This window comes from Duganella levis, assembly GCF_009857605.1.
Taxonomy (GTDB): Bacteria; Pseudomonadota; Gammaproteobacteria; order Burkholderiales; family Burkholderiaceae_D; genus Rugamonas; species Rugamonas levis.
Genome location: NZ_WWCT01000005.1, coordinates 108,594 through 131,020, shown reverse-complemented (window position 1 = coordinate 131,020; position 22,427 = coordinate 108,594). Strand labels below are relative to the sequence as shown.

The 22,427-nt window shown below is 58.7% G+C and carries 22 protein-coding genes and 2 pseudogenes; 15 read left to right on the top strand and 9 right to left on the bottom strand.

Annotated elements, in window-relative coordinates; translation table 11 throughout:
• Window positions 1-204: 204 nt before the first annotated feature.
• A complete protein-coding gene (locus GTP69_RS31705; protein ID WP_161054505.1) occupies window positions 205-1,821 on the top strand; it encodes a methyl-accepting chemotaxis protein in 1,617 nt (538 codons plus the stop codon).
• Here the strand turns inward: GTP69_RS31705 and GTP69_RS08685 are convergent, their stop codons facing one another.
• The 3 genes from GTP69_RS08685 to gcvA all read right to left on the bottom strand — a co-directional run bounded on the left by GTP69_RS08685 (window position 1,822) and on the right by gcvA (window position 5,138).
• Entirely contained in the window at window positions 1,822-2,217 is a 396-nt protein-coding gene (locus GTP69_RS08685; protein ID WP_161054504.1) for a VOC family protein, read from the bottom strand.
• 105 nt (window positions 2,218-2,322) lie between these two features.
• Window positions 2,323-4,152 carry an ATP-binding protein gene (locus GTP69_RS08680; protein WP_161054503.1) on the bottom strand — a complete coding sequence of 610 codons (1,830 nt, stop codon included), beginning with the start codon at window positions 4,150-4,152 and terminating at the stop codon, window positions 2,323-2,325.
• 62 nt (window positions 4,153-4,214) lie between these two features.
• Window positions 4,215-5,138 carry a transcriptional regulator GcvA gene (gene gcvA, locus GTP69_RS08675; RefSeq protein ID WP_161054502.1) on the bottom strand — a complete coding sequence of 308 codons (924 nt, stop codon included), beginning with the start codon at window positions 5,136-5,138 and terminating at the stop codon, window positions 4,215-4,217.
• A 115-nt stretch (window positions 5,139-5,253) separates the two neighbouring features.
• On the opposite strand from gcvA, the gene GTP69_RS08670 reads away from it, so the two are divergent.
• Complete coding sequence (locus GTP69_RS08670) at window positions 5,254-6,027, top strand: SDR family NAD(P)-dependent oxidoreductase (RefSeq protein WP_161054501.1); 774 nt, start codon at window positions 5,254-5,256, stop codon at window positions 6,025-6,027.
• A 464-nt stretch (window positions 6,028-6,491) separates the two neighbouring features.
• Here GTP69_RS08670 and GTP69_RS08665 read toward each other — a convergent pair whose 3' ends face one another.
• Entirely contained in the window at window positions 6,492-7,223 is a 732-nt protein-coding gene (locus tag GTP69_RS08665) for an FRG domain-containing protein (RefSeq protein ID WP_229260858.1), read from the bottom strand.
• Between the two features lie 312 nt (window positions 7,224-7,535).
• Between GTP69_RS08665 and GTP69_RS31295 the strand changes: the two are divergent.
• From GTP69_RS31295 to GTP69_RS08640, 5 genes and pseudogenes are all read left to right on the top strand, one after another.
• A pseudogene (locus GTP69_RS31295) lies at window positions 7,536-7,694 on the top strand (helix-turn-helix domain-containing protein); the annotation flags it as partial.
• Between the two features lie 355 nt (window positions 7,695-8,049).
• A complete protein-coding gene (locus tag GTP69_RS08655) occupies window positions 8,050-8,220 on the top strand; it encodes a hypothetical protein (protein ID WP_161054499.1) in 171 nt (56 codons plus the stop codon).
• A gap of 83 nt (window positions 8,221-8,303) precedes the next feature.
• Window positions 8,304-8,696 (top strand): glutaredoxin family protein, encoded by a 393-nt coding sequence (locus GTP69_RS08650; protein WP_161054498.1) that lies wholly within the window; start codon window positions 8,304-8,306, stop codon window positions 8,694-8,696.
• Window positions 8,697-8,707: 11 nt separating this feature from the next.
• A complete protein-coding gene (locus GTP69_RS08645) occupies window positions 8,708-9,025 on the top strand; it encodes a hypothetical protein (RefSeq protein WP_161054497.1) in 318 nt (105 codons plus the stop codon).
• Window positions 9,026-9,148: 123 nt separating this feature from the next.
• On the top strand, window positions 9,149-11,302 hold the full coding sequence (locus GTP69_RS08640; protein ID WP_161054496.1) for a TonB-dependent receptor plug domain-containing protein: 2,154 nt from the start codon (window positions 9,149-9,151) through the stop codon (window positions 11,300-11,302).
• 120 nt (window positions 11,303-11,422) lie between these two features.
• Here GTP69_RS08640 and GTP69_RS08635 read toward each other — a convergent pair.
• Window positions 11,423-11,764, bottom strand: a pseudogene (locus GTP69_RS08635) (helix-turn-helix domain-containing protein); the annotation flags it as partial.
• 382 nt (window positions 11,765-12,146) lie between these two features.
• Window positions 12,147-13,172 (bottom strand): IS110 family RNA-guided transposase, encoded by a 1,026-nt coding sequence (locus tag GTP69_RS08630; RefSeq protein WP_161054495.1) that lies wholly within the window; start codon window positions 13,170-13,172, stop codon window positions 12,147-12,149.
• A gap of 223 nt (window positions 13,173-13,395) precedes the next feature.
• Here GTP69_RS08630 and GTP69_RS08625 point away from each other — a divergent pair, with 223 nt between their 5' ends.
• The 8 genes from GTP69_RS08625 (at window position 13,396) to GTP69_RS08590 (ending at window position 20,359) form a co-directional block, all read left to right on the top strand.
• The gene (locus GTP69_RS08625; RefSeq protein ID WP_161054494.1) at window positions 13,396-14,040 is read left to right on the top strand and encodes a TetR/AcrR family transcriptional regulator; all 645 of its coding nucleotides are present in this window, start codon (window positions 13,396-13,398) and stop codon (window positions 14,038-14,040) included.
• Between the two features lie 169 nt (window positions 14,041-14,209).
• The gene (locus tag GTP69_RS08620; protein ID WP_161054493.1) at window positions 14,210-14,863 is read left to right on the top strand and encodes a protein-L-isoaspartate O-methyltransferase family protein; all 654 of its coding nucleotides are present in this window, start codon (window positions 14,210-14,212) and stop codon (window positions 14,861-14,863) included.
• A 10-nt stretch (window positions 14,864-14,873) separates the two neighbouring features.
• Window positions 14,874-15,197, top strand: a complete 324-nt coding sequence (locus GTP69_RS08615) for a rhodanese-like domain-containing protein (RefSeq protein WP_110845424.1) — start codon at window positions 14,874-14,876, stop codon at window positions 15,195-15,197.
• A 99-nt stretch (window positions 15,198-15,296) separates the two neighbouring features.
• Complete coding sequence (locus GTP69_RS08610) at window positions 15,297-16,631, top strand: TolC family outer membrane protein (protein WP_161054492.1); 1,335 nt, start codon at window positions 15,297-15,299, stop codon at window positions 16,629-16,631.
• 145 nt (window positions 16,632-16,776) lie between these two features.
• A complete protein-coding gene (locus GTP69_RS08605; RefSeq protein WP_161054491.1) occupies window positions 16,777-17,511 on the top strand; it encodes an SDR family oxidoreductase in 735 nt (244 codons plus the stop codon).
• 11 nt (window positions 17,512-17,522) lie between these two features.
• Window positions 17,523-18,428 carry an SDR family oxidoreductase gene (locus GTP69_RS08600; protein ID WP_161054490.1) on the top strand — a complete coding sequence of 302 codons (906 nt, stop codon included), beginning with the start codon at window positions 17,523-17,525 and terminating at the stop codon, window positions 18,426-18,428.
• Window positions 18,429-18,497: 69 nt separating this feature from the next.
• The gene (locus tag GTP69_RS08595) at window positions 18,498-19,454 is read left to right on the top strand and encodes a hypothetical protein (RefSeq protein ID WP_161054489.1); all 957 of its coding nucleotides are present in this window, start codon (window positions 18,498-18,500) and stop codon (window positions 19,452-19,454) included.
• Window positions 19,451-20,359, top strand: a complete 909-nt coding sequence (locus GTP69_RS08590; protein WP_161054488.1) for a UbiA family prenyltransferase — start codon at window positions 19,451-19,453, stop codon at window positions 20,357-20,359. Before GTP69_RS08595 ends, GTP69_RS08590 begins: the two co-directional genes overlap by 4 nt.
• A 3-nt stretch (window positions 20,360-20,362) precedes the next feature.
• Here the strand turns inward: GTP69_RS08590 and gloA are convergent, their stop codons facing one another.
• Genes gloA through GTP69_RS08575 form a run of 3 tightly spaced genes read right to left on the bottom strand, consistent with a single transcriptional unit; the run spans window position 20,363 to window position 22,405 of the window.
• A complete protein-coding gene (gene gloA, locus GTP69_RS08585; RefSeq protein ID WP_161054487.1) occupies window positions 20,363-20,770 on the bottom strand; it encodes a lactoylglutathione lyase in 408 nt (135 codons plus the stop codon).
• A 38-nt stretch (window positions 20,771-20,808) separates the two neighbouring features.
• Complete coding sequence (locus GTP69_RS08580) at window positions 20,809-22,149, bottom strand: PQQ-dependent sugar dehydrogenase (protein ID WP_161054486.1); 1,341 nt, start codon at window positions 22,147-22,149, stop codon at window positions 20,809-20,811.
• Between the two features lie 16 nt (window positions 22,150-22,165).
• Window positions 22,166-22,405 carry a hypothetical protein gene (locus tag GTP69_RS08575; protein ID WP_161054485.1) on the bottom strand — a complete coding sequence of 80 codons (240 nt, stop codon included), beginning with the start codon at window positions 22,403-22,405 and terminating at the stop codon, window positions 22,166-22,168.
• Window positions 22,406-22,427: the final 22 nt, after the last annotated feature.

Genomic DNA, 22,427 nt, shown 5'->3' with positions numbered 1-22,427 from the left:
GCAAGTTAAGAAATTCTTTCCAATTGTCACGCAACAGGCGTAGAATTAATTCCATACGGAAATTCATCCGCCGCTGTCGAAACCAGATCCTCGTTTCCTCTCCTCTAACGCAGCCACTACGCTGCCGTCCTGTCCGCCCGAGTCCAGCGCCTTCGCTCACTCCCCACAACGCGGTTACAGTTGGCATAGGTATGGAGCGTTATCATGAAAGTCACCATCAAATTCCGACTCATCGCAACCATGGCCCTGTTGGGGCTGTTGATTGTGATCACCGGTCTCAGCGGCCTGTATGGCATGCAGAAAGTCAACCTCAGCCTGCAGGACGCCAACGACAACACCATGCCGTCGGCCATTGCCATCGGCGAATCGCAACTGGCCCTGGCCCGTTCACGCCTGGCGCTGGACCGCGTGACCATGCATCCGGAACTGCCGGACTCGGGCAAAACGCTGGCCCGCGCTGAAAGCTTTATGACGGCGTCCGACAAAGCTTGGGCACGCTACTTGGCGCTGCCACAGAACGATGAAGAGAAGCGCCTGTCCGACCAGATGGACAAGGACCGCAAGGCGTTTGCCGACCAGGGCTTCATGCCGCTGGTGCGCGCGCTCAACGCCAAGGATACCGTGTTGGCCGACAAAATCACCATGACGGTGATGCAGCCGCTGTTTGCCAAACTGTCCGAGAGCGCGCAGGCGCTGAGCGAATTCCAGAGCAAATCCAACACCAGGCAATATGACGCCAGCCAGGCGCTGTATTCCACCCAGCGCTGGCTGACCGGCGGCGCGATTGTCGGCGGCCTGGTGCTGATGCTGGCGGCGGCGGTGTCGCTGCTGCGCTCGATCCTGGTGCCGATCCGCGAATCGGTGACGCACTTTGCGCGCATGGCCGACGGCGACCTGTCCAACCGCATCGACGTGCGCGGTAATGACGAGATGACCGAACTGATGCGCGCGCTGGAAGGGATGCAGAGCAAGCTGGCAGCCACCGTGCTGTCGGTGCGCAACGGCGCGGCCAGCATCGCCACCGCCACCGCTGAAATCGCCACCGGCAACCTCGATCTGTCGGGCCGCACCGAAGAACAGGCCGCCAGCCTGGAAGAAACCGCATCCTCGCTGGAAGAACTGACTTCCACCGTGCGCCAGAATTCCGAGAACGCCCGCCAGTCCAACGAACTGGCGCAGGAAGCGTCGCGGATAGCAGCGCGTGGCGGTGAAGTGGTGGGCAATGTCATCAACACCATGGAATCGATCCGCGCCGCCTCGACCCGGATTGCCGACATCATCGGCGTGATCGACGGCATCGCCTTCCAGACCAATATCCTGGCATTGAACGCGGCGGTGGAAGCGGCCCGTGCCGGCGAACAGGGCCGCGGCTTTGCGGTGGTAGCGTCCGAAGTGCGCAGCCTGGCGCATCGCAGCGCCGACGCGGCCAAGGACATCAAGGCGCTGATCGGCGCCTCGGTCACGCAGGTGGATGGCGGCGTGTCGCAAGTGCGCGAAGCCGGTTCCACCATGGGCGAGATCGTCGCCAGCATCGAGCGCGTCACCGGCATCATGGTGGAAATCAGCGCCGCCGGCCACGAGCAGGAACTGGGCATCAGCCAGATCAACCAGGCGGTCGCCACGCTGGATGCGACCACGCAGCAGAATGCCGCGCTGGTGGAAGAAGCGGCGGCCGCGTCGGCGTCGCTGTCGGAGCAGGCTGCGCGCCTGTCCGAATCGGTGGCCGCGTTCAAGCTGGACGGTGGTGGTGTTCAACGCAGCGCCGCCCCACGCGGCGGCGCATCCCGCCCGGTTAGCCGTCCGCTGCTGGCCCACGCGTAATCAGTCCTGCGGCGCGGTCCAGACCAGGTTCCACAGGTGGCCGTCGAGGTCTTCAAAGCCCTGGTCATACATGAAGCCGTGGTCTTCCGGCGGATGGGGAATGCGGGCGCCGCCGGCGGTGGCTTTGGCGATCAGGCTGTCGACTTCCTCGCGGCTGTCGCACATCAGGCAGATGATGACTTCGTTGCCCTCGGCGGCGTTGACCACCGGCTTGTTGATCAGGGACTGGAAAAAGCCCTCGGTCATCAGCATGATGTGCACGCCGCCGACGACGTCCATGAAAGCTGCTTGCTCGTTGCTGTATTTCGGATTGGTGCTGAAGCCGAGCGCGGTAAAGAAGGCCTTGGACTTGTCCAGGTTCTTGACCGGCAGGTTGAAGATGATCTCTTGTTTCATGACGTCTCCTCGTAGAAAGTTGCGGGACAATGGTCCCTCCATCTGACGACGAATCATGCCGCAAGAAATCGACACGCGGAGAATAAATTTTTTCTGGCCTTGCGTTTAGCGTCGTTGCACCAGCTGCGCCAGCATCTCCTCGACTTCGTTCAGTTTGACCGGCTTGGTGAGATGGCGGTCGACGCCGGCCTCCAGGCTTCGCGCGCGGTCGTCTTCCGATCCCCAGCCGCTCAATGCGGCGAGATAGGTGCGGTTCAGCGCCGCTTCACCGCGCATTTGCCGGGCCAGGTCGAATCCGTTCAGGTGAGGCATGCCCAGGTCCAGGAACACCACATCCGGCTCGAATTCCAGCGCTGCCGCCAGCGCCTTGCGGGCATCCACCACCACGCTGGTGGTGTGACCCAGGACGCCAAGGACGAGTGCCAGCGTTTCGGCGGCATCGACATTGTCATCAATAATCAGCACGCGCAGCGCGTTGCCCACCGGGTGGGACGCAGGGTGCTGGTCTGGATTGCGGTCCAGTGCGACGGCGTGGTCTACCGGCAGGGACAAGGTAAACACCGATCCGCCTTTGTCGCCCGGGCTGGTGACTTCAATGCTGCCATCGTGCATTTCCGCCAGGCGCTTGGCCAGTGCCAGTCCTACTCCTAAACCGCCCTGGGCGTTCTCGGCCGTGCCGTCCACCTGGGTGAATAACTCAAAAATCTTGGGCAGCATGGTCTGCGCGATGCCGATGCCGGTATCGCTGACTTTGACCAACACGGTCGAGCCGGTCACTTCGGCGACCAGTTCAATCTCGCCGCCGGACGGCGTGTACTTGGCGGCGTTATTCAGCAGATTGCTGATGATCTGCGCCACCCGCGTCAGGTCCACATGCAGCCAGACGTTGTCTCCGGGAATGGTGACGGTGAATTTATGCTGGGCGGCGTTGATCATCGGCCGGCTGGTTTCGACCGCGCTGTCGACGATGGTTTTCAGGGTGACACGATCGCGCTTCAGCGTAATCATGCCACGGCTGACACGCGACACATCCAGCAAATCATCGATCAGGCGCACCATGTGCCCCAGCTGGCGCTCCATCATCGGCAGCACGCGCGGCACCTGCTCGGACTTGCCGATTTTGAGCAGAGCCAGGCCGTTCTGGATCGGCGCCAGCGGATTGCGCAGTTCGTGCGCCAGCGTGGCCAGAAATTCATCCTTGTAGCGGTCGGCCTCAATCAGGCGCTGCGACTGCAAGCGCAGCGCTTCGGCGGAGGCGTTGCGTTCAATCAGGTCGGCCGCCTGGCGGGCGATAATATCCAGCAGTTGCAGGTCGCGTTCGCGCGGCTGGCAGACGCGCGTCCAGTGGGTGGTAATCATTCCTACCAGGCGGCCGTTGCGGGTCAGCAGTGGCGTCGATTGCGCGGAGCGGACGCCTGCTTGTTGGAAGGCGATCAGATCGGCACTGCCTTCGATAAATTCGCACACTTCGAAATCCGGCACCACCACGCGCTGGCCCAGTTGAAGCGCCTTGCCGCAGGTGGTGGCGCGGCCAGCGTGGACCCATTGCCAGAACTCCACCGCTGGCTGATCGAGGCCGCGGTGCGCGATCAATTGCAGCTTGCCTGTTTCCTCGTCGAAGCGCTGCATGCTGCCGAAATCGGAGCGCATCACCAAGGTGGCGGCATCGACCAGTTTTTGATACAGCTCGCCGACCGAGTTCTCATCGACCAGCATGGCGCTGATGTTATGCAGCAGCTGGGCGTCTTTCAGTTCGTCTTTGAGCTGGCTCTGGACTTCCTCTTTTTGCCGTAGCGCGCTTTCCAGTTCCTGCTTCTGCGCCTCCACGGCGGCCAAAGCCTGGCTTAATTCGGCGGTACGCTGCTCCACCAGCTGTTCGAGCAGCGCGCTAGGGTGAGGTGGCTTCGCGGCGAGGGCGGCAGGATTATCGAGCATAGCGGATCTCTCAGAGGTGACCTGATCACTGTAAATATATGGAACCACAGTATACATTGGCCTTATGCACGGAGGTCGCTTTGCGCTTCCTGCATTAGCCAGTCGCGGAAAGTGCGAACTCTGGGCAAGCCGGAACAGTCGGCGCGATACACGACGTAATAGGCCAGAGGCGAGGCGAAACTGATCTCGCCGAACAGCCGCACCAGCCGGCCGGAGAGCAGGTCATCGCGCGCCATGATGCTGCGCGCGAGTGCGATCCCGTGCCCTTCGGCAGCGGCCTGCAGAACCGCCGCAGAATTGTTGATCTTCATTCCTCGCGAGCCGCTTGGATTCGCGACCCCGGCCTTGTGCAGCCATGCGGCCCAGGTCGGGAACTCCGCGTGGCCATCCATGGACAGGTCATGGATCAGGGTTTCGTGCGCCAGGTCAGCCGGATTTTTCAGGCTGCCGGTCTTGCGCAGCAGTTCTGGTGAGCAGACCGGATACACCTCTTCGTCCATCAGTTTTTCAGCCGTGAGGCCCGGCCAGCTACCCATGCCATAGCGCACGCCGATGTCGATGCGCTGCGATAGAAAATCTACTGCTTTGAGATTAGTGTCCAGCCGCACGTCGGTATCCGGGCAGGCCGTCTGGAAACGGTCGATACGCGGCAACAGCCACTTGGCGGCAAAGGCAGGACTAACGGTGACGGTCAGCACGCCGTTCAGCGAGCCTTCCCGCAGCCGCTCAAGTCCCAATCCAAGCCGGTCTAATCCGGCACGGATATCAGGCAGCGCGCGCTCTGCCGCCTCGGTTGGGGTCAGTCGCGCGCGTCCGCCGGCAGTGCGGTGAAACAGCGGCGTCCCCAGCCAATCCTCCAGCGTCCGCACCAGTTGGCCGACCGCCGCCGGCGTCACGTTCAATTCGGCCGCCGCAGCGGAAAAACTTTGGTGACGCGCGCTGGCTTCGAAGGCGCGTAGAGCGTTGAGATGGACCGGGATCTTCATCAATATAAAGTTTTTCTTTTAATGAGGAACATTTTATCTGGTTTGTTATTTAGCCGCCGCACGCCCAAACTTCAGTTCATCCAATCCACGAAGTTTTCATTAAAAGGAAAAAGTAATGAGCAATCAATTCAAGGGCAAGAAGTTGTTGGTGGTCGGTGGTACCAGCGGCATGGGTTTCGAGTCGGCACGTAGCGTGCTGAAAGAAGGCGGCAGTGCGGTTATCGTGGGCAACCGGCCGCAAAAAACGGAAGACGCCCGTGCGGAGCTGGCTGCGCTGGGGCAGGTATGGGCACTGACTGCCGACCTGTCGAGCGAAGCAGGTCTGCAGCAATTACTCAAGGCCATCGATGAGCAGCACGCGGATATCGACCTGCTGGTCAACGCAGCGGGTGTGTTCTTCCCGAAACCGTTCTTGGAACACGCCGAGGCCGACTATGACATGTACATGCAGCTGAACAAGGCGGCGTTCTTCATCACGCAGAAAGTGGCGGCTAATCTGGTCGCCAGCAACAAGCCGGGCGCGATCGTCAATATCGGCTCGATGTGGGCCAAGCAAGCGATCGCTGCGACGCCTTCCTCCGCTTATTCGATGGCCAAGGCGGGCTTGCATTCGCTGACACAGCACGCGGCCATGGAGCTGGCGTCCAAGCATATCCGCGTCAACGCCGTGTCGCCGGCCGTGGTGCAAACGCCGATTTACGAGGGCTTTATCCCGAAGGCGGAAGTGCACGACGCGTTGCAAGGCTTTAACAGCTTCCACCCGATCGGCCGGGTCGGCACGCCGCAAGATGTGGCTGAGGTGGTGGTTTTCCTGCTGTCGGACAAAGCTGGCTGGGTCACCGGCGCCAACTGGGACGTCGATGGCGGCGTGATGGCTGGCCGCAACTAATCGCGTCAGCAAACTCAGGAGATGCACCCGTTGCGACGCTTGCATCTCTGTGCTGACAAAAAGCCCCAGAAGCCGACGCCACCGCGCTGTTCGGCTCCTTCCGTATTTCTGCACAAGCCCCCGAAGCTTGCTCGTTGGCAGCCGGGAATATTACCTTGAACGGCCTATCAGTCAAATCATGGAGTTAGCGAAATTTGAATTTCAACAGTTCGCCCTATTAACTTGAACAAGTCTGAAAATCCTCAAGCTTTGCCATCACACTGAGGAATATTAACTTGAACAACCGGAAAGTAAAAGTTGATGGGACGTAACGTCGATGAAGTCTCACTGAGGTTCTCCTCAGCGTCGGAAGAGAGCGATAGGATGCAAAAGGAGCATGCTTTGGAGGTAACTTCTTCTGAGAGCGGGCAGCCGCAGGGGATATGATGCGGCCCAACTGATTCACGGTGGGGACAGCCGCATTATCACACCGGCCATACCATTTCCAACTCCATGCCGATCGAACGTGCCAAACCGTCGAGGTCAGGAAACAAGGTGGCGTTGGTGATGTTCATGCGGTATAGGGCTTTCATGGATTCCGCTCTCATCGCATGTGGCAACACAATCTTTTTAAGCGAGGACCTGCTTTCATCGTAATGCTGCAGGATTTCGTCGAGCGGCTTGTCCAACATGCCCGGAACAACCAGCGTGCCCGACTGCGCAACCAAGCGTCGATCCATATCTGTGGGTTCGCCGACCCACACCACATTGTTGGTGTTGGGTAGGAACAGGCCCGCGAAGTTGCCCGGCGTGCGCGGATCGATGTGGTCACGCGTCATATCGGGTTGCCCGATTGGCGTCGCGCTCCACAAGCGAGGCGTATCGAGCGCGTAGACTGCTGCATCACGGCTGGACTGCTCCAGCGCAAAGAATGCAGCAACAAACGGGGATTTTGTGAAGTCCAGCAGACGCGTCGGCGCACCATGGTGTTGCATCAGCGCCAAGCAGCGCAGATCATTTAGCAAGGCTTCGGGCTTGTCGAGGAAGTTATGCGCCTTACGCCGGAAAATGCGTATCGCGCGCTCCTCGCGCTGGCGCCAGGTACCGCGATCAGGCAAGTGCGCGTTCAGGTAACGCGATAAGGAAGTCAGTAGCGGCCAGCGATGGTCTTGCTGACCACGAAACGCCCAACCGTCGAGTTGGGCAGAAAGAGTCATGAACTCGTTCCATGAATTAACGCAGATTTGTTCCATAGACGTAGTCTAGCAGTGACAGATGACCGGGATGCTACGGTCGGAGGCAATGTTGTTCGTTTGCGAGCAGATTCGACCCGGTATGATTGACCCGCCTTTTGCACTGCAAGCATTGAAGGGATGCTTTACGCCTCAAGTCGTATGGGGCATCTGGCAACGCAAAACTATGACTAAGGTTGGGTCACAATCTCTCGCACATCAACAGACGGCGGTTTGCACACGAAAATGACCCACGTTTAAGACACAATCCCGCCCATCATCGAGCGGGAAATTGGAGTGATCGACGTGGTATTACTAGGCATTATTCGACGCTGGCACATTCGGGACCAAGCCCCACTAAGAGAGATAGCCAGGCGTTTTGGCATCTCTAGGAACACCATACGGCGCTATCTTCGGTCGGAAAACATTGAGCCAGCCTATGCCGAACGGCGCTCCAGTCGCGTCAAGGCCAAAAGAATTGGGGTCGAAGGGTCTTACGACAGAGTAGAGTCGCCGCGTTCGCGAGAGTGCGGCGAGAGAACCAAATGGAGAGGGTCAATACTGGCTAGCAAACCAGCAGGATAGGTAGTTATGCTTTATTTGGGGCTGATGTAATAGAGATTGCAATTTTCGATGCTTAAGTAGAGCACACAAATCAAAATATCACGAATTGTAACGAAGTGTATCGGCGTAACATATTGTCAGAAATTTGAAAAGAGCATTCCATAAAAAACAACATAAAGTTTTACTTTTGATCAATCATTTCTAATATGTAATAATAATTTTCCTTTAACCTATTGGAGATTGATTAATGATTCGTCGTATCGCTATCGCTTTTGTATTTAGTCTCGGCTTTACTGCTTCCTATGCAATGGCTAACGACGCCGTGGTGGATGACCTGTCGCCCACGATGCGTTGCCTGGTTGATTGCCTGAACGCCGGTGCGCGCTTGAATTTTTGCGTTCCTGTCTGCGTTGAGTAATTAGGTTTCATTAGCCAGTCATAGACTACAAACAGTCTATGACTGGCACAGTTGCAGATATAAATTTACGATTTTGAAAATTAATGAAGAAAATCATTTCTAATATTCTAGTTATTGTGGGGTCAATGGCTATTGCCGTAGCACTGGGATTCAATGTGCCAAAGATAGTGAACATGTTCAGTAATCCATTTAAAACAGGAGACTACAGCCAACATGTCGCGGGCCAACCCAATCTGCTCACTCTGTACGGAACAACAACATGTCCCCATTGTGCTTCAGCACGTGCATTCCTGAAGGCAGAAGGAATACCCTATAATGACCAAATTATAGACCAGTCAAAGACCGCTTCCGCTGCATTCCAGGAACTTCATGAAAGTGCAGTTCCAATTTTGGTTTCGAGCAATAAATTGGTTATCGGTTTTCAATTGGAAGCCTACCGGGAACTCGCTAGATCTTTAAAAAAAAGGCCTGGCTAGGCTAAATTTATATGAAAGTTTTAAAAATGTTGAGAATGTTATTTTTCAGTTTTTTTTTGATGCCAGCACTATGCAGCGCCACCGGACAGGGAGAGTTTAAGAGTCGATCGCAGTGCATGGCCAAGTGTATGGCTGATCCCAGTGCCGTTCCAGAACGTCAGGAAAAACATGATGAAGTAATAAATGATTTAAAAGCAAAAATAAAACAGGAGTCGGATCCAAAGAAAATCAAAGATCTTCAGGACCGAGAGGAATCGGAAGTTCAGAAGTTTTTGGACCAACACGAAAAATTTTGTACGTCTATTTGCAAATATTTTCCGGACAATTAATTCCACTACCTCTTTGCAGAAATAGAACCTGAAAACGCGAGTGAAGATAATTGCTCTTAATAAATATTAGATATATTTAAATATCTTACTTAAATATTGGTTTTTTTCTAAGTGTCATAGTTAATGAAGTCAAAACGTTTGTATTTATTGCTTTTGCTGTCTGCCAAGGCGTATGCACAGGATGTTCCGCAAACAGTTGTGGTCACTGGACAAAGCGACGTGGAAGCTAATCGCGATTTTGTCGCTGGCAAGATCGTCATTAGTAAAAAAACGCTTCAAGAAAGTGGGGCACGCAATGTTGAAGAAGTCTTGCGACGTGAACCAGCAATCACGATCGGGAAGGACGGGCGTATCGGACTTTTAGGCCTGCCGGGCTATACTCAAGTGCTGGTCGATGGACAGCCTGCAACCGGAGTCGATCCTTACGAATTGGATCTGGTGCAAGTTGAAAGGGTCGAAATCATCAAGTCGGCAACCGCTGCGACGGGACCGTTCGGAATCGCCGGGACAATTAATGTCGTTCGCCGTAAAGCAGACACCAAAACGATGACGCAACTTAGGGTGAGTGGCACAACGACGCCGGGTCACCCCGGCGCCAACGTCACGCTGATGAGCAATCAGTTACCTTCCGGTGCGCCGGTTATTTATAACTTCACATTGATCGCTGGTAGCAAAGAAACGCCAGGTTTAGAGCAATATCGCCAGCAGTTCACCAATAGAACTTCGTCTACTCCTCAATTCGAAGGCATGCGTACGACACTGAATCGCTCACAAAGCGTCGTCGCTGGCACCGAAATTTCTTGGCTGATCAATCCTTCCCAAAAGTTGAGCTTGGCACCTGATCTAGGCAAGTTCCAAATCGTGGAACGCAATCTGGAGCAGCGTCTGTGGACGGATGACAGTATGCTTGCCATTCACCGACGGAGTGTTCAAGATCTGACTAGTGTAGGCGTCCCTTTAACTTGGGATTGGAAGATCACTTCCGAAAGTCGCCTTTCGACCAAGATCAATGCTAATCGTTCGCATACTACCAATGATGATCGCCGCACAGAGGACTGGTCATACAACGGCGACCATTTGCGCCTACTTGACAGAAATCTTGTCATGAGAAATCGTTTTTTGGACGTCAACTACAGTACGGAATTTGACGGAGGACACGAGTTGTCAGCAGGTCTCAAATTTGCCGTGAACGACGCTGATACTGATTTTAACGATTTTATCGATGGGTATCCGGACGTCACTCAGACTGTGCTTGGCGCACATAATCAAACGCACGTAATACGGCGTCAGTATTTCATCCAGGACGATTGGCGAGTGAGCAAGATGCTGGCCTTAGGCATGGGCGTCTCCACCGAACAGCGTCAACACGAATTGAGGGAAGGCACCTTGATGAGCCGGCCTCAGTTCAATATCTGGTCGCCGTCATTTCATGTCGCCTATAAAATAAACGGCAACAGCAAACGTCAAATACGGGCCTCAATTGCGCGAACCTTCCAAGCGCCTGAAGCACGTCAGATGTTACTTCATCCGCAAATCAACCCTCTGGCTCCGTGCTACAAAGGCATGCTGTGCGGACCTAATACTTTGGATACGGCCGATGTTACCGGCAATCCAAATTTGCAGCCTGAGCGCGCAATCGGTATCAACCTTTCATATACACACGGTCTGAGCGCAAACAGCGAGGCCAAAGTCGAATTTTACACACGCGATATTACGGGAAAAATTGGTAACGAGCTGACGTCGGAAAGGGTGGCGTGGGCAAACGTTCCCCGCTATGTAATGCGCCCTACCAACTTAGGTGATGCAACGTTACGTGGCATCACCTTAGAAACGCGGCTTGCGATGCACGACCTATGGAAGCAGGCTCCTAATGCGGATTTACAAGGCAGTGTCAGCTATGCTCAATCCCGATTGCGAGATTTACCTGGCCCTGACAATCGGCTTGAGGGCCAATTACCTTGGCGCGCTAAGCTGGGCGCAACATATTCCCCACAAGGGTTGCCGTTAAAGCTCAATCTGGACGCAAACTGGCTTCCGAGTGACTGGATCCGCAACAACTTGACTCAACGTACTTACGAAGCGCATAAACTGACGTTGAATGCCGGCGCCAACTGGAAGATCAATTCGACCCAACGCCTAATTTTTAATGCTGATAATCTACTGGCGAAGGATAGCCGGACCATCAGCGAATACTATGGAACAGACTACGTACTACAACGGTTCAGCAACAACACGGCTTACACGCGTTTCTCATTTAGGCTTGAAGTTACCTTGTAAGCTGTTTACTTGCAATCGTTTGAACGGTGCAAATAAGGTTGGTCAGCGAGCTAGGGGCTAAACCCTTGATTTTCTCGGGATCGGATTGCTAGGTGTTCGTTTGCTTGCCGGATTGACCCTCTCAGTTTGACCCTCCCGCCATATCCTCGCGAACGCCGCGACCCTGTCGTAAGACCCCTCGAACCCCAATTCCTTTAGGTCCTCATGGATTTGTTTAAGCGTGCGCCGCTGCTTGCGCGACTTGGTCGCCTCGGTCTTGAGTAGCGCTGAAAGCTGAAACGCGTATTTGTCGATGGCGCGGCTAGATCGCCGCTCAGCGTAGGCTGGCTCTATGGTTTCCGAGCGCAGGTAGCGTCGGACGGTGTTTCTGGAGATGCCCAACCGCCTGGCTATCTCTCTCAATGGGATCTGGTCGCGAATGTGCCAGCGTCGAATAATGCTTAGTAATGCCACGTCGATCACTACAATTCCCCACTCAATGTCGTGAGCAGGATTGTGTCTTAAACGTGGGTCAGATTCGTTTGCAAATTATGCGGCAAAGTGGGTCAGATTTCGCTGCATGTATGGACCCGACACCTTTTGCAAGCCTCTTTTTGTGAATCGAAATGGTTTGCATGCATGTATCCGGCTTGCTATGGGCTCGTATCGGATGCATGCCCGCAGCCTTGATGAGATCCGCACACCCATTCCTTAGCAAATCATCGGCTTAGCGTTTTAGGGCTGCCTGCAGCGAAAGCAGGTTGCTGGATGTTGGTCTTACCAGTTTCGTCATCACTTTAAGAAGCTTCGCAAACTTGATGTTGGGTTCTGAATTCCTCCACGATTGAATAATGCTACAGACCGATCATGCTGGCACCGCCGGAGAGCGATAGTCCTCCGTCCCGCTAAGCAAAGCCTGTATTACTCGCGCATTCTTGTTGGCCAGCGCCACCGCCGCCCGGTTGTATCCGCGTCGCGCGATCAGATCTTGAAGCCATCGGCTGCGCGCATCGGCCTTGCCGATCGCGTAGCGCAAAACCACCCGCGCGCCATGAATCAACAGCGTTCGCAAATAGATGTCCCCACGTTTGCTGATCCCTTGTAGGCGTGACTTGCCGCCAGAAGAATACTGCCTTGGCACCAGCCCAAGCCAGGCAGATAAATGACGTCCATTCTTAAACTCTTTGGCATCTCCCACCGCCGCCACGATTGCGGTGGCGGTAATCGGACCAACACCGTCAATGGCCTCAATTTTCTTGCACAGTGCTGAGCTTTTTAGGAAGGACGTGATCCACTGATTGGTTCGCGCAATCCGCTCTTCGAGAATTCGCAGCTGCTCAAGCAGCTCCGTGACCAGTGTTTGGCAGATACTGGTCAGCTCACCATCGCACCTCGCCAGGATTGAAGGCAAGGCCCGCTTAAAGGCGGTGGGCGTTTGGGCCATGATCACGCCGCGCTCGGCTAGCAGTCCTCTGACCTGGTTAATCAATGCTGTGCGTTGATGCACCAACAGTTCGCGAACGCGGTGAACCGCTCTCATATCCTGCTGCTCGACCGACTTTACGGTAACGAAGTGCATCGTCGGCCGACTCGCTGCCTCGACGATCGCGGCCGCATCGTTTGCATCGTTCTTGTTGGTCTTCACGAAGGGCGCGACATACTGCGGACTAATAAGTCGCACTTCGATGCCCATTGCCTGGAATTGCCGTCCCCAATGATGGGCTGAGCTGCAAGCTTCCATGGCTATGATCCGAGGCTGCAATTTGCGCACCGCGCCGAGCAACTCCGCGCGCGGCACCTTGGAGCCGTGCAATGCGTGGCCACGACGATCGGCGCCGTGCAGTTGGAACACTCGCTTGGCCAGATCGATCCCGAGAATATCGATATACATGGTAGACCTCCACACGTAAATTGGATGAAACGTTAGTTTGATCCGATTCGGTGGTGTCGGGTCCATCTCAGTAAATCAACAGTTCGTTCAAGTTTTTATTTCGTGTTCAAGTTCTTATTCCCTGTTCAAGCTGATATTCCCGCGTGCCACTCGTGCTTGCTTGACTAGACATCCCCTTGCGCTTATATTAATGACTTATAAGTAAGTTACGCTCACACCACCCATGCAAGCCCCTCAAGACACCAAGCCACGCTGGGAGCGCCGTAAGGATGCGCGGCCGCAGGAGTTGCTGGCGGCTGCGCTGGACCAGTTTGTCGAACGCGGCTATGCCGCCACCCGGCTGGAAGACGTCGCCCGCCATGCCGGCGTGTCCAAGGGCACGCTGTACCTGTATTTCGCCAACAAGGAAGAACTGTTTAAGGCGGTGGTGCGCGACAACATCGTGGTCACCATCGGCGCCGCCGAGCAGGATGCGGCCGCCTTCGACGGCCCCAGCGGCGAGCTGCTGGGCACCTTGCTGATGCGCTGGTGGACTGAAATCTGGGCCACGCCGCTGGGCGGCATCACCAAGCTGATGCTGGCCGAAGGCAATAACTTCCCCGAACTGGCGCAGTTTTACAACGATGAAGTGGTGGCGCGCGGCAGCCGCCTGATCACCCAGGTGCTGATGCGCGGCATCGAGCGCGGCGAGTTCCGCCCGGTCGATCCGGTGGTAATGACCCAGGTGCTGATCGCCCCGGTGCTGATGCTGATGATGTGGACCCACTCGTATATGCCCACCTGCGACATGCCGCCGATCACGCCGCAAGCGTTCATGGACACCTTCATCGCCACCACGGTGGCCGGCCTGCAGGCGCCCGCACCGTGACCGCGCCGCGCTATTTTTCCGTCCAAGTTGCCGTTTTCGCAGGTTCATCCCCCGGAAAGTGCAGACTGTCGCAATTTCCCGCGATCCCGCCGTCTAATCGTTAATATGTGCCTCCATGCCAGTTCAACGATAAAATGACGGATTATTTAATCCCGACATGAGTCAACAGATGAATATCGAACAAGCCCGCTTCAACATGATCGAACAGCAAATCCGTCCTTGGGACGTCCTGGACCCGGAAGTCCTGGAGTTGCTGCACGTAGTCAAACGCGAGAATTTCGTGCCGGTCGCGCACAAGGCGTTGGCGTTTGCCGACATCGAAATCCCGCTGCCGGGCGGCGAAGCGATGCTGGCGCCGAAGATCGAAGCCCGTCTGCTGCAAGACCTGGGCCTGAAGAAGCACGAGTCGGTACTGGAAATCGGCGCCGGCGCCGGTTACCTGACCGCGCTGCTGGCGCACAAGGCGCGTCATGTGACGTCGGTGGAAATCGCGCCGGAACTGAAGGCCCTGGCCGACAAGAACCTGGCTGATAACGGCGTTACCAACGCTACCGTCGAACTGGGCAATGGCGCCCAGGGCTGGACCGGCGGCGCGCCGTTTGACGTGATCGTGGTCGGTGGTTCGCTGCCGGTGCTGCCGGAAGCGTTGTTGCAGCAATTGAAAATCGGTGGCCGTCTGGCCGTCATCATCGGCCAGGCGCCGGCAATGAAGGCGCAGCTGATCACCCGTACCGGCGAAGCTGGCTACGACACCCGCACCCTGTTCGAGACCAACGTCAAGGCGTTGGAACTGGCAGTGGCGCCGTCGACGTTCCAGTTCTAAGGCGGCGACCATGCAGCAGATTACTGCGCTGGAGCTGGCCGACTGGCTGGCAGACGAAGCACGGCCCAGCCCGATGTTGCTGGACGTGCGCGAGAACTGGGAATTTGAAACCTGCCGCATCGACGGCTCGGTGCAGATTCCCATGAATACCATACCGGCGCGCATCGACGACCTGGATGAGGATGCGGCGATTGTCTGCATCTGTCACCACGGTGCGCGCAGTATGCAGGTGGCCGCCTTCCTGGAGCGTAACGGCTTCGGCAAGATGGTCAACCTGACCGGCGGCATCCACGCCTGGGCGCTGCAAGTCGATAGCACGATGGCCAAGTACTAACGTGGCCGGCGCTGTCGATGGGCAGCGCCGCCAGCAGGGCGCCGAGGTAGCAGTGTTTTTGATTTGTTCAACTTTTTGATGACTCCAACGGAGATTGCAATGCAGAGACCCCTTATCGCCGTGCTGATCGCCAGCGCTTTCCTGACGCTGACCGCACAGGCGGCCGACCTGGTGCAGGTGTACCAGCAAGCACTGGCCAATGATGCTACCTACGCCAGCGCCCGCTCTTCGCTGGCCGCCGGTGAAGAACGCATTACCCAGGGGCGCTCCGGCCTGCTGCCGAACATCTCGGCCAGCGGCAGCAATCTGCGCAACGACGGTTACAACGCCGGTCCGGACGGCACCTTCGGCCTGTTCCTGACGGATTCGCGCACCAAATACCATTCGAACTCCTACACCGTGTCGCTGGCCCAGCCGCTGTTCGACTGGAATGCCTGGCAGACCTACCAGCAGAGCAAGCTGGTGCAGGCCACCTCGGAAGCCACCTTCGCCCAGGCCCAGCAGGATCTGATCCTGCGTGTGGCGCAAGCGTATTTCGACGTGCTGACGGCGCAGGACAACCTGACCTCGACCCAGGCGCAGAAAGTCGCTACCACCGAGCAGCTGGCCTCGGCCAAGCGCAATTTCGAGGTCGGCACCCAGACCATCACCGATACTCATGAAGCCCAGGCCGCCTACGATCTGGTGGTGGCACAGGAATTCGCCGCCATCAACGATCTGGACAACAAGCGCACCGCGCTGGCAGTCGTGATCGGCAAAGCTTCCGGCGAACTGGCGCCGCTGCGCACCGGCGTGACCATCGAGCCGCCGTCGCCGGCCGCCGTCGATCCATGGATCAGCTCGGCTGAGAGCCAGAACTTTTCGGTGGTTGCCGCCGGCCTGAATCTGGAAATCGCCAAGCGTGAAATTTCGCGCAGCCGCGCCGGCCATATGCCGACCGTCAACCTGGTGGCCAACCGTACCCACCAGTACAACACCGGCGTCAACGCGCCCGGCACCACCGCCAACAACAATGCGATCGGCGTCACCTGGAGCGTGCCACTGTTCAGCGGCTTTGCCGTGACCAGCAAGGTGCGCGAAAACATCGCGCTGGAAGACAAGGCCCGCAACGACCTGGAAGCCACCAAGCGCAACGCCACGCAGACCGCGCGCCAGGCCTTCCTCGGCATGACCAGCGGCCTGGCCCAGGTCAAGGCGCTGGAAGCGGCGGAAGTGTCGAGCAAATCGTCGCTGGATTCGAACAAGCTGGGTTATCAAGTTGGCGTGCGGATCAACATCGACGTGCTGAATGCGCAGAAGCTGCTGTACTCGACCCAGAAGGATTTGTCGAAGGCGCGCTATGACACCATCATGAATGGCCTGCGCCTGAAGTCGGCGGCCGGTTCGCTGCGGGAAGAAGACCTGCAGCCGGTCAACGCGCTGCTGCAACACTAATCAGATGCCGGCCTCAGCGCCGGCATTTTTTTCGTCTGCATTATTGGTAAAAACTGCATAGTCATAGCAAGTTCAGTGGATTTATTCCATTCGTTCAGGGGCGGATACTAGACACATCCCAACCAAACAACGAAGGAGCAAGACCATGAAACAAGTTGCTATCATCACTGGTTCATCCCGTGGCATCGGCGCCGCCGTGGCGCAACGCCTGGCCAAGGACGGCTTTGCCGTGGTCGTCAATTACGCCGGCAATGTGGTGGAGGCCGATAAAGTGGTGGCCGCCATCACGGCCGACGGCGGCACCGCCATCGCGCTGCAAGCCGACGTGGCTGACTCCGCCGCCGTGCGCGGCCTGTTCGACCAGACCATCGCCCAGCTGGGCCGGGTGGACGTGCTGGTCAACAACGCCGGCATCATGCCGTCGCAGATGCCGCACCTGGCCGCCACCGACGACGACACCTTCGACCGCCTGGTGGCCGTCAACCTGAAAGGCAGCTTCAACACCATGCGCGAGGCCGCCACCCGCCTGGAGCACGGCGGCCGCATCATCAACTTCTCGTCCAGCCTGGTCGGCACGCTGTTGCCCGGCTACGCGGCTTATGTGGCCACCAAGGCCGGCATCGAAGGCATGACCACCATTCTGGCCAAGGAACTGCGCGGCAAGAACATCACCGTCAACGCCGTCGCGCCGGGACCGACCGCCACCGCGCTGTTCCTCGACGGTAAAACGCCGGAGCTGGTCGAGCGCCTGGCCAAGATGGCGCCGCTGGAACGCCTCGGCATGCCGGAAGATATCGCCAACAGCGTGTCCTTCCTGGCCGGTCCGGACGGCGGCTGGGTCAACGGCCAGACGCTGCGCGCCAACGGCGGCATGGTGTAAGGAGAATGATCATGAGCAAATCGATTGTGCTCGTCACCGGTGCGGGCACCGGTATCGGCCACCTGTCGGTCAAGGCGCTGGCGCTGGCCGGCCACACGGTGTACGCCTCGATGCGCGACATCGACGGCCGCAACGCCGCCAAGGTGCGCGAACTGCGCGACTGGGCGTTCGCCAACGGCGCCGATGTGCGGGCGGTGGAGCTGGATGTGCTGTCGCAGGCCTCGGCCGACGCGGCGGTGGAGACCATCGTCGCCGAGCGCGGCCGGCTGGATGTGGTAGTGCATAACGCCGGCCACCTGGTGATCGGTCCGACCGAAGCCTTTACGCCGGAGGAAATCAGCAAGGTGTTCGACACCAACTTCCTCGGTGCGCAGCGGGTCAACAAGGCGGTGCTGCCGGTGCTGCGCCGGCAGCAAAAGGGGCTGGTGCTGTGGGTCAGCAGCACCACTACGCGCGGCGGCTTCCCGCCGTTCCTCGGCCCGTATGCGGCGGCCAAGGCGGCCATGGATTCGATGGCGGTGACCATGGCCTATGAGCTGGCGCGCTTCAACATCGAAACGGCGATTGTGGTGCCGGGCGTGTTCACCGCCGGTACCGACCACTTTGCCAACGCCGGCCACCCGGCCGACGCCGCGACCAGCGCCGCCTACGACGCCCGCTATGAAGGATTGATGGATCAGGTTGGCGCGCGGCTGAACGCGCTGATGCCGCCGGAAGCCGATCCGGCGGCGGTGGCGGCCGACATCGCCTACATCGTCGGCCTGCCGCACGGCACCCGGCCGTTTCGCTCGATCACCGACTTTGTCGACGACGGCGCCACGGCAGTGACCGAAGTGGCCGAGCGGGTGCGCGCAGAGTTCGCCGAGCGCATCGGCATCGCCGACTTGCTGCATCCGTCGAGTGTTGTCCTAGACTAATATTTCCAGCGGAGGTACCATGCGCGCTTATTAATATTAATAAATAAGTAAACTCAAATGGCAACTCCAGTGAAATTGAATCCTAAGCAATGGATAGCGCTGGCCGGCAGCTTTGCCGTGCTGGCGCTCCTGGTCATGATGTGGCGCTGGGGCGGCACGGTCGAAGACTCGCAAGCCTACTTTGATACCGCGCGCTATCTGCGCGGCGAAGTGCCGGCCAGCGCATTGCGCGCACCATTCCCTTACCGTCTGCTGGCGCCGGCGGTCGCCGCAGCGATCCCTGGCGACACCCGTAACAGCTTCGCGCTGCTGAACTGGCTGTGCATCAGCGCCACGGCCATCATGATGGCGCTGACCGTGTTGCGCGTGGGCGCTTCGCGCAAGGCCGCCGTGATTGCCGGCCTGCTGATGATACTGGCCGTGCCGACTTACTGGTATGCGCCGTATCTGCTAACCGACCCGGCCTCGATCTGCGCCCGCACCGCCTTTGTGCTGGCGGTGGTGAGTGGCCAGCCATGGCTGGCGGCGCTGGTCGGCGTGACCGCGTCTGCCGTTCGTGAAGAGAACATCCTGCTGCTGGTGTGGTTGCTGGCGACGCGCCGCATCAGCATTCCAGCCGGGCTGCTGGCATTGGCGGTGGCCGGCGCCTGGATGGTGGCGGTGCGCTGGTGGCTGATTCCCGGCCTGCCGAGTTATGTCTGGGCGCCCAGCGTGCAAACGTTGATTGCCGCGCTGAAGGATGTGCGCTCGCTGGCGTCGATCGCCAGCGCCATCGGTCTGGTGCTGCCTCTGGCATTGCTGGGCATGCTGACGCGGGCCACGGCTGCCCCGGCACTGCAAGCGCTGGTGCAACTAAAACCGCTGAAATCGCTGCTGGTGCTGATGGCGTTGCCGCCGCTGTACGCCGCGCTGTGCGTGCGGGTCGAGGGTCGCGCCGTCTGGGGCTTGTACCCGATGCTGGTGCCGTTTGCCGCTATCTACAGCGCCGCGTGGCTGACGCGCCGCCAGACTCGCGTGCAAGAATGATGACGACTGGCCCGCAACAGCTGCAGCGTCCGTCCGTCATACGCGCCTTGTGGAAAGCCCTGCGGCCGCGCCACTGGCTGAAAAACCTGCTGGTGTTCGTGCCGATGCTGGCCGGCCACGCCATCAGCGTGCACACCGTGCTACAGTCGCTGGTCGCCTTCGTGGCGTTTTGCCTGTGCGCCTCCAGCGCCTACCTGCTGAACGACGTGCTGGATGCTGAGGACGATCGCCGCCATCCTGGCAAGCGCCACCGTCCGGTGGCCAGCGGTGCGTTGCCGGCCGGACTGGCGCGCGTGGCCAGCGGATTGCTGGCGCTGATTGCTCTTGGCCTGTGTGCCCATTATGGCTGGCTGTTGCTGCTGGCAGTGGCCATCTATTTCGCGGCCACCGTCACCTACTCGGTCTACCTGAAACGCCTGATGATGGTGGACACCGTGATGCTGGCGCTGCTGCACACGCTGCGCGTATTGGGCGGCTGCGCCGCCACCGGCATCGAACCGTCGTTCTGGCTGCTGGCGTTTTCTTTCTTCCTGTTTCTATCGCTGGCGCTGCTGAAGCGGCATAGTGAGTTGTTCAACCTGGACCGCGCCGGCAAGCAGAAAACCTCGGGGCGCGGCTATACCACGGCCGACCGCCAGCCGATCGGCATGCTGGGCATCAACAGTGCCATCGTGTCGGTAGTGATTTTCATGTTGTACTTTAATTCGGAGAACGTGCTCAAGCTCTACCATCATCCGGCCTGGCTGTTCGGCATTGTGCCGCTGGCCATGTTGTGGCTGGGACGCTTGTGGATGCTGTCGTTCCGGGGTGAGGTCAACGAAGATCCGTTGCTGTATGTAAGCAAGGACCCCGTCAGCCTGCTGGTGATTGCGGCCTGCACCGCGCTGGGTACGGCCGCGGTGTAACGCTTACAGGCCGCCGCCCTGGCCGTCGAAGCTGCGTTCGATCAGTTCGATTTTGTAGCCGTCCGGGTCGGTGACGAAGGCGATCACGGTGGTGCCGCCTTTGACCGGACCCGGTTCGCGGGTGACGCTGCCGCCGTTGGCTTTCACCGCAGCGGCGGTGCTGTAGATGTCTTCGGCCGAAATCGCGATGTGGCCGTAGGCGTTGCCCAGGTCATAGCTGGTGGTGCCGTAGTTGTAGGTCAGTTCCAGCTCGGCGTGGTCCGGGTTGGAGCCGTAGCCGAGGAAGGCCAGCGTGTATTGGTATTCCGGGTTGTCGCTGGTGCGCAGCAGCTTCATGCCGAGAACGGTGGTGTAGAAATCGATGGAACGCTGCAGGTCGCCGACCCGCAGCATGGTGTGCAAAATGCGCATGGTAAATCCTTGTAGATAAAAGCCGAGTACGGATTTTATCAGCGGCTGGCGGTTTGCGCTGTCGGGGCCGCCCCCGGCGCCACGCGCCAGATCACGTTGCCGACGTCATCCGCCACCAGCAGCGCACCTTGCTTGTCGACCGCCACACCGACCGGACGGCCGCGCGCTTTCTCATCCTTGTCGAGGAAGCCGGCCAGGAAATCCTGCGGCGGGCCGGACGGCTTGCCGTTGCTGAACGGGATGAACACCACCTTGTAGCCGCTCAGCGGTTTGCGGTTCCACGAACCGTGCTGGCCGATGAAGACGCCGCCGCGATACGCTTGCGGGAAAGCCGTGCCTTCATAGAACGTCAGTCCCAGCGAGGCGGTGTGGCCGCCCAGCGCGTAGTCCGGCGCAATGGCCTTGGCCACCAGTTCCGGCTTTTGCGGCGACACCCGCGTGTCCACATGCTGGCCGAAGTAGCTGTACGGCCAGCCGTAGAAGCCGCCCTCCTTCACCGAGGTCATGTAGTCGGGCACGAGGTCGTTGCCCAGTTCGTCGCGTTCGTTGACGGTGGTCCACAGGGTCTTGGTCTGCGGTTCCCAGCCCATGCCGTTGGCGTTGCGCAGGCCGGTGGCGAACAGCTTCGATTTGCTGGTGGCGATCTCCAGTTGCCAGATGGCGGCGCGGCCGCTTTCCACGTCGATGCCGTTCTCGGCCACGTTGCTGTTGGAGCCGACCGTGACATACAGGTATTTGCCGTCCGGGCTGGCGATCAGGTTCTTGGTCCAGTGGTGGTTGATGGTGCCGGCCGGCAGGTCCATCACCTTGGCGCCGGCCGTTGTGATGGTGGTGGCGCCTTCCTGGTAGGGGAAGCGCAGCACGGCGTCGGTGTCGGCCACATACAGGTCCTTGCCGACCAGCGCCATGCCGAACGGCGAGTTCAGGCCCTTGAGGAAGACGGTGCGGGTCTGCGCCACGCCCTTGGCGTCCAGCCCGCGCAGCAGCGTGATGCGGTTGGCCGATTCGGTGGCGGCGCCGGCTTTCTTCTGCACCTGCTTCATCACCATACCCTTGATGCCTTTGCCGTCGTCCGGTTTGGCGGGGGCGTTAGTCTCCGCCACCAGCACGTCGCCATTGGGCAGCACGTAGACCCAGCGTGGATGGTCGAGTCCGCGCGCATAGGGTGTCACGCTGAAGCCGGCCGGCGCGGTCGGCTGTTCCTGCGCCGCCCACGACGAGGCCGGCGCGATGTTGACGGTCGGGATCAGCTTGCGGTCCGGTTCGGGCAGCGCCGGACTGGGGCCGAAGCCGGCCGGATAGCTCTGGGCGGCGGCCCACAATGGTGCAAGGGCCAGCAGCGGGGCCAGCAAGGGGAGGGCGGCGAAGGACGGGCGCATGGGTGGCAACTCCTGGTTAATCTTGTTTGGTATTGGCTTGCGGCTGCGCTTTGGCGTCCGGGCGCGGTTTTTGCACGCCTGGCTGGTTGTGCCGGTCGGTGTCGACCATGCCGCTGTCGATGTCCTTGGCGGCCTGCTGGATGATGCTGTGCTGCTTATTGCCGTGGCCGTCCGGGGATTCGTCGCGTTCGTGCGGCATGCGTTCGACGCCGTCGTTTTTGGTTTTGGCGTCGGTGTTGATGTGCTGATCTTTCATGGCGTTCTCCGTGGCATTGTCA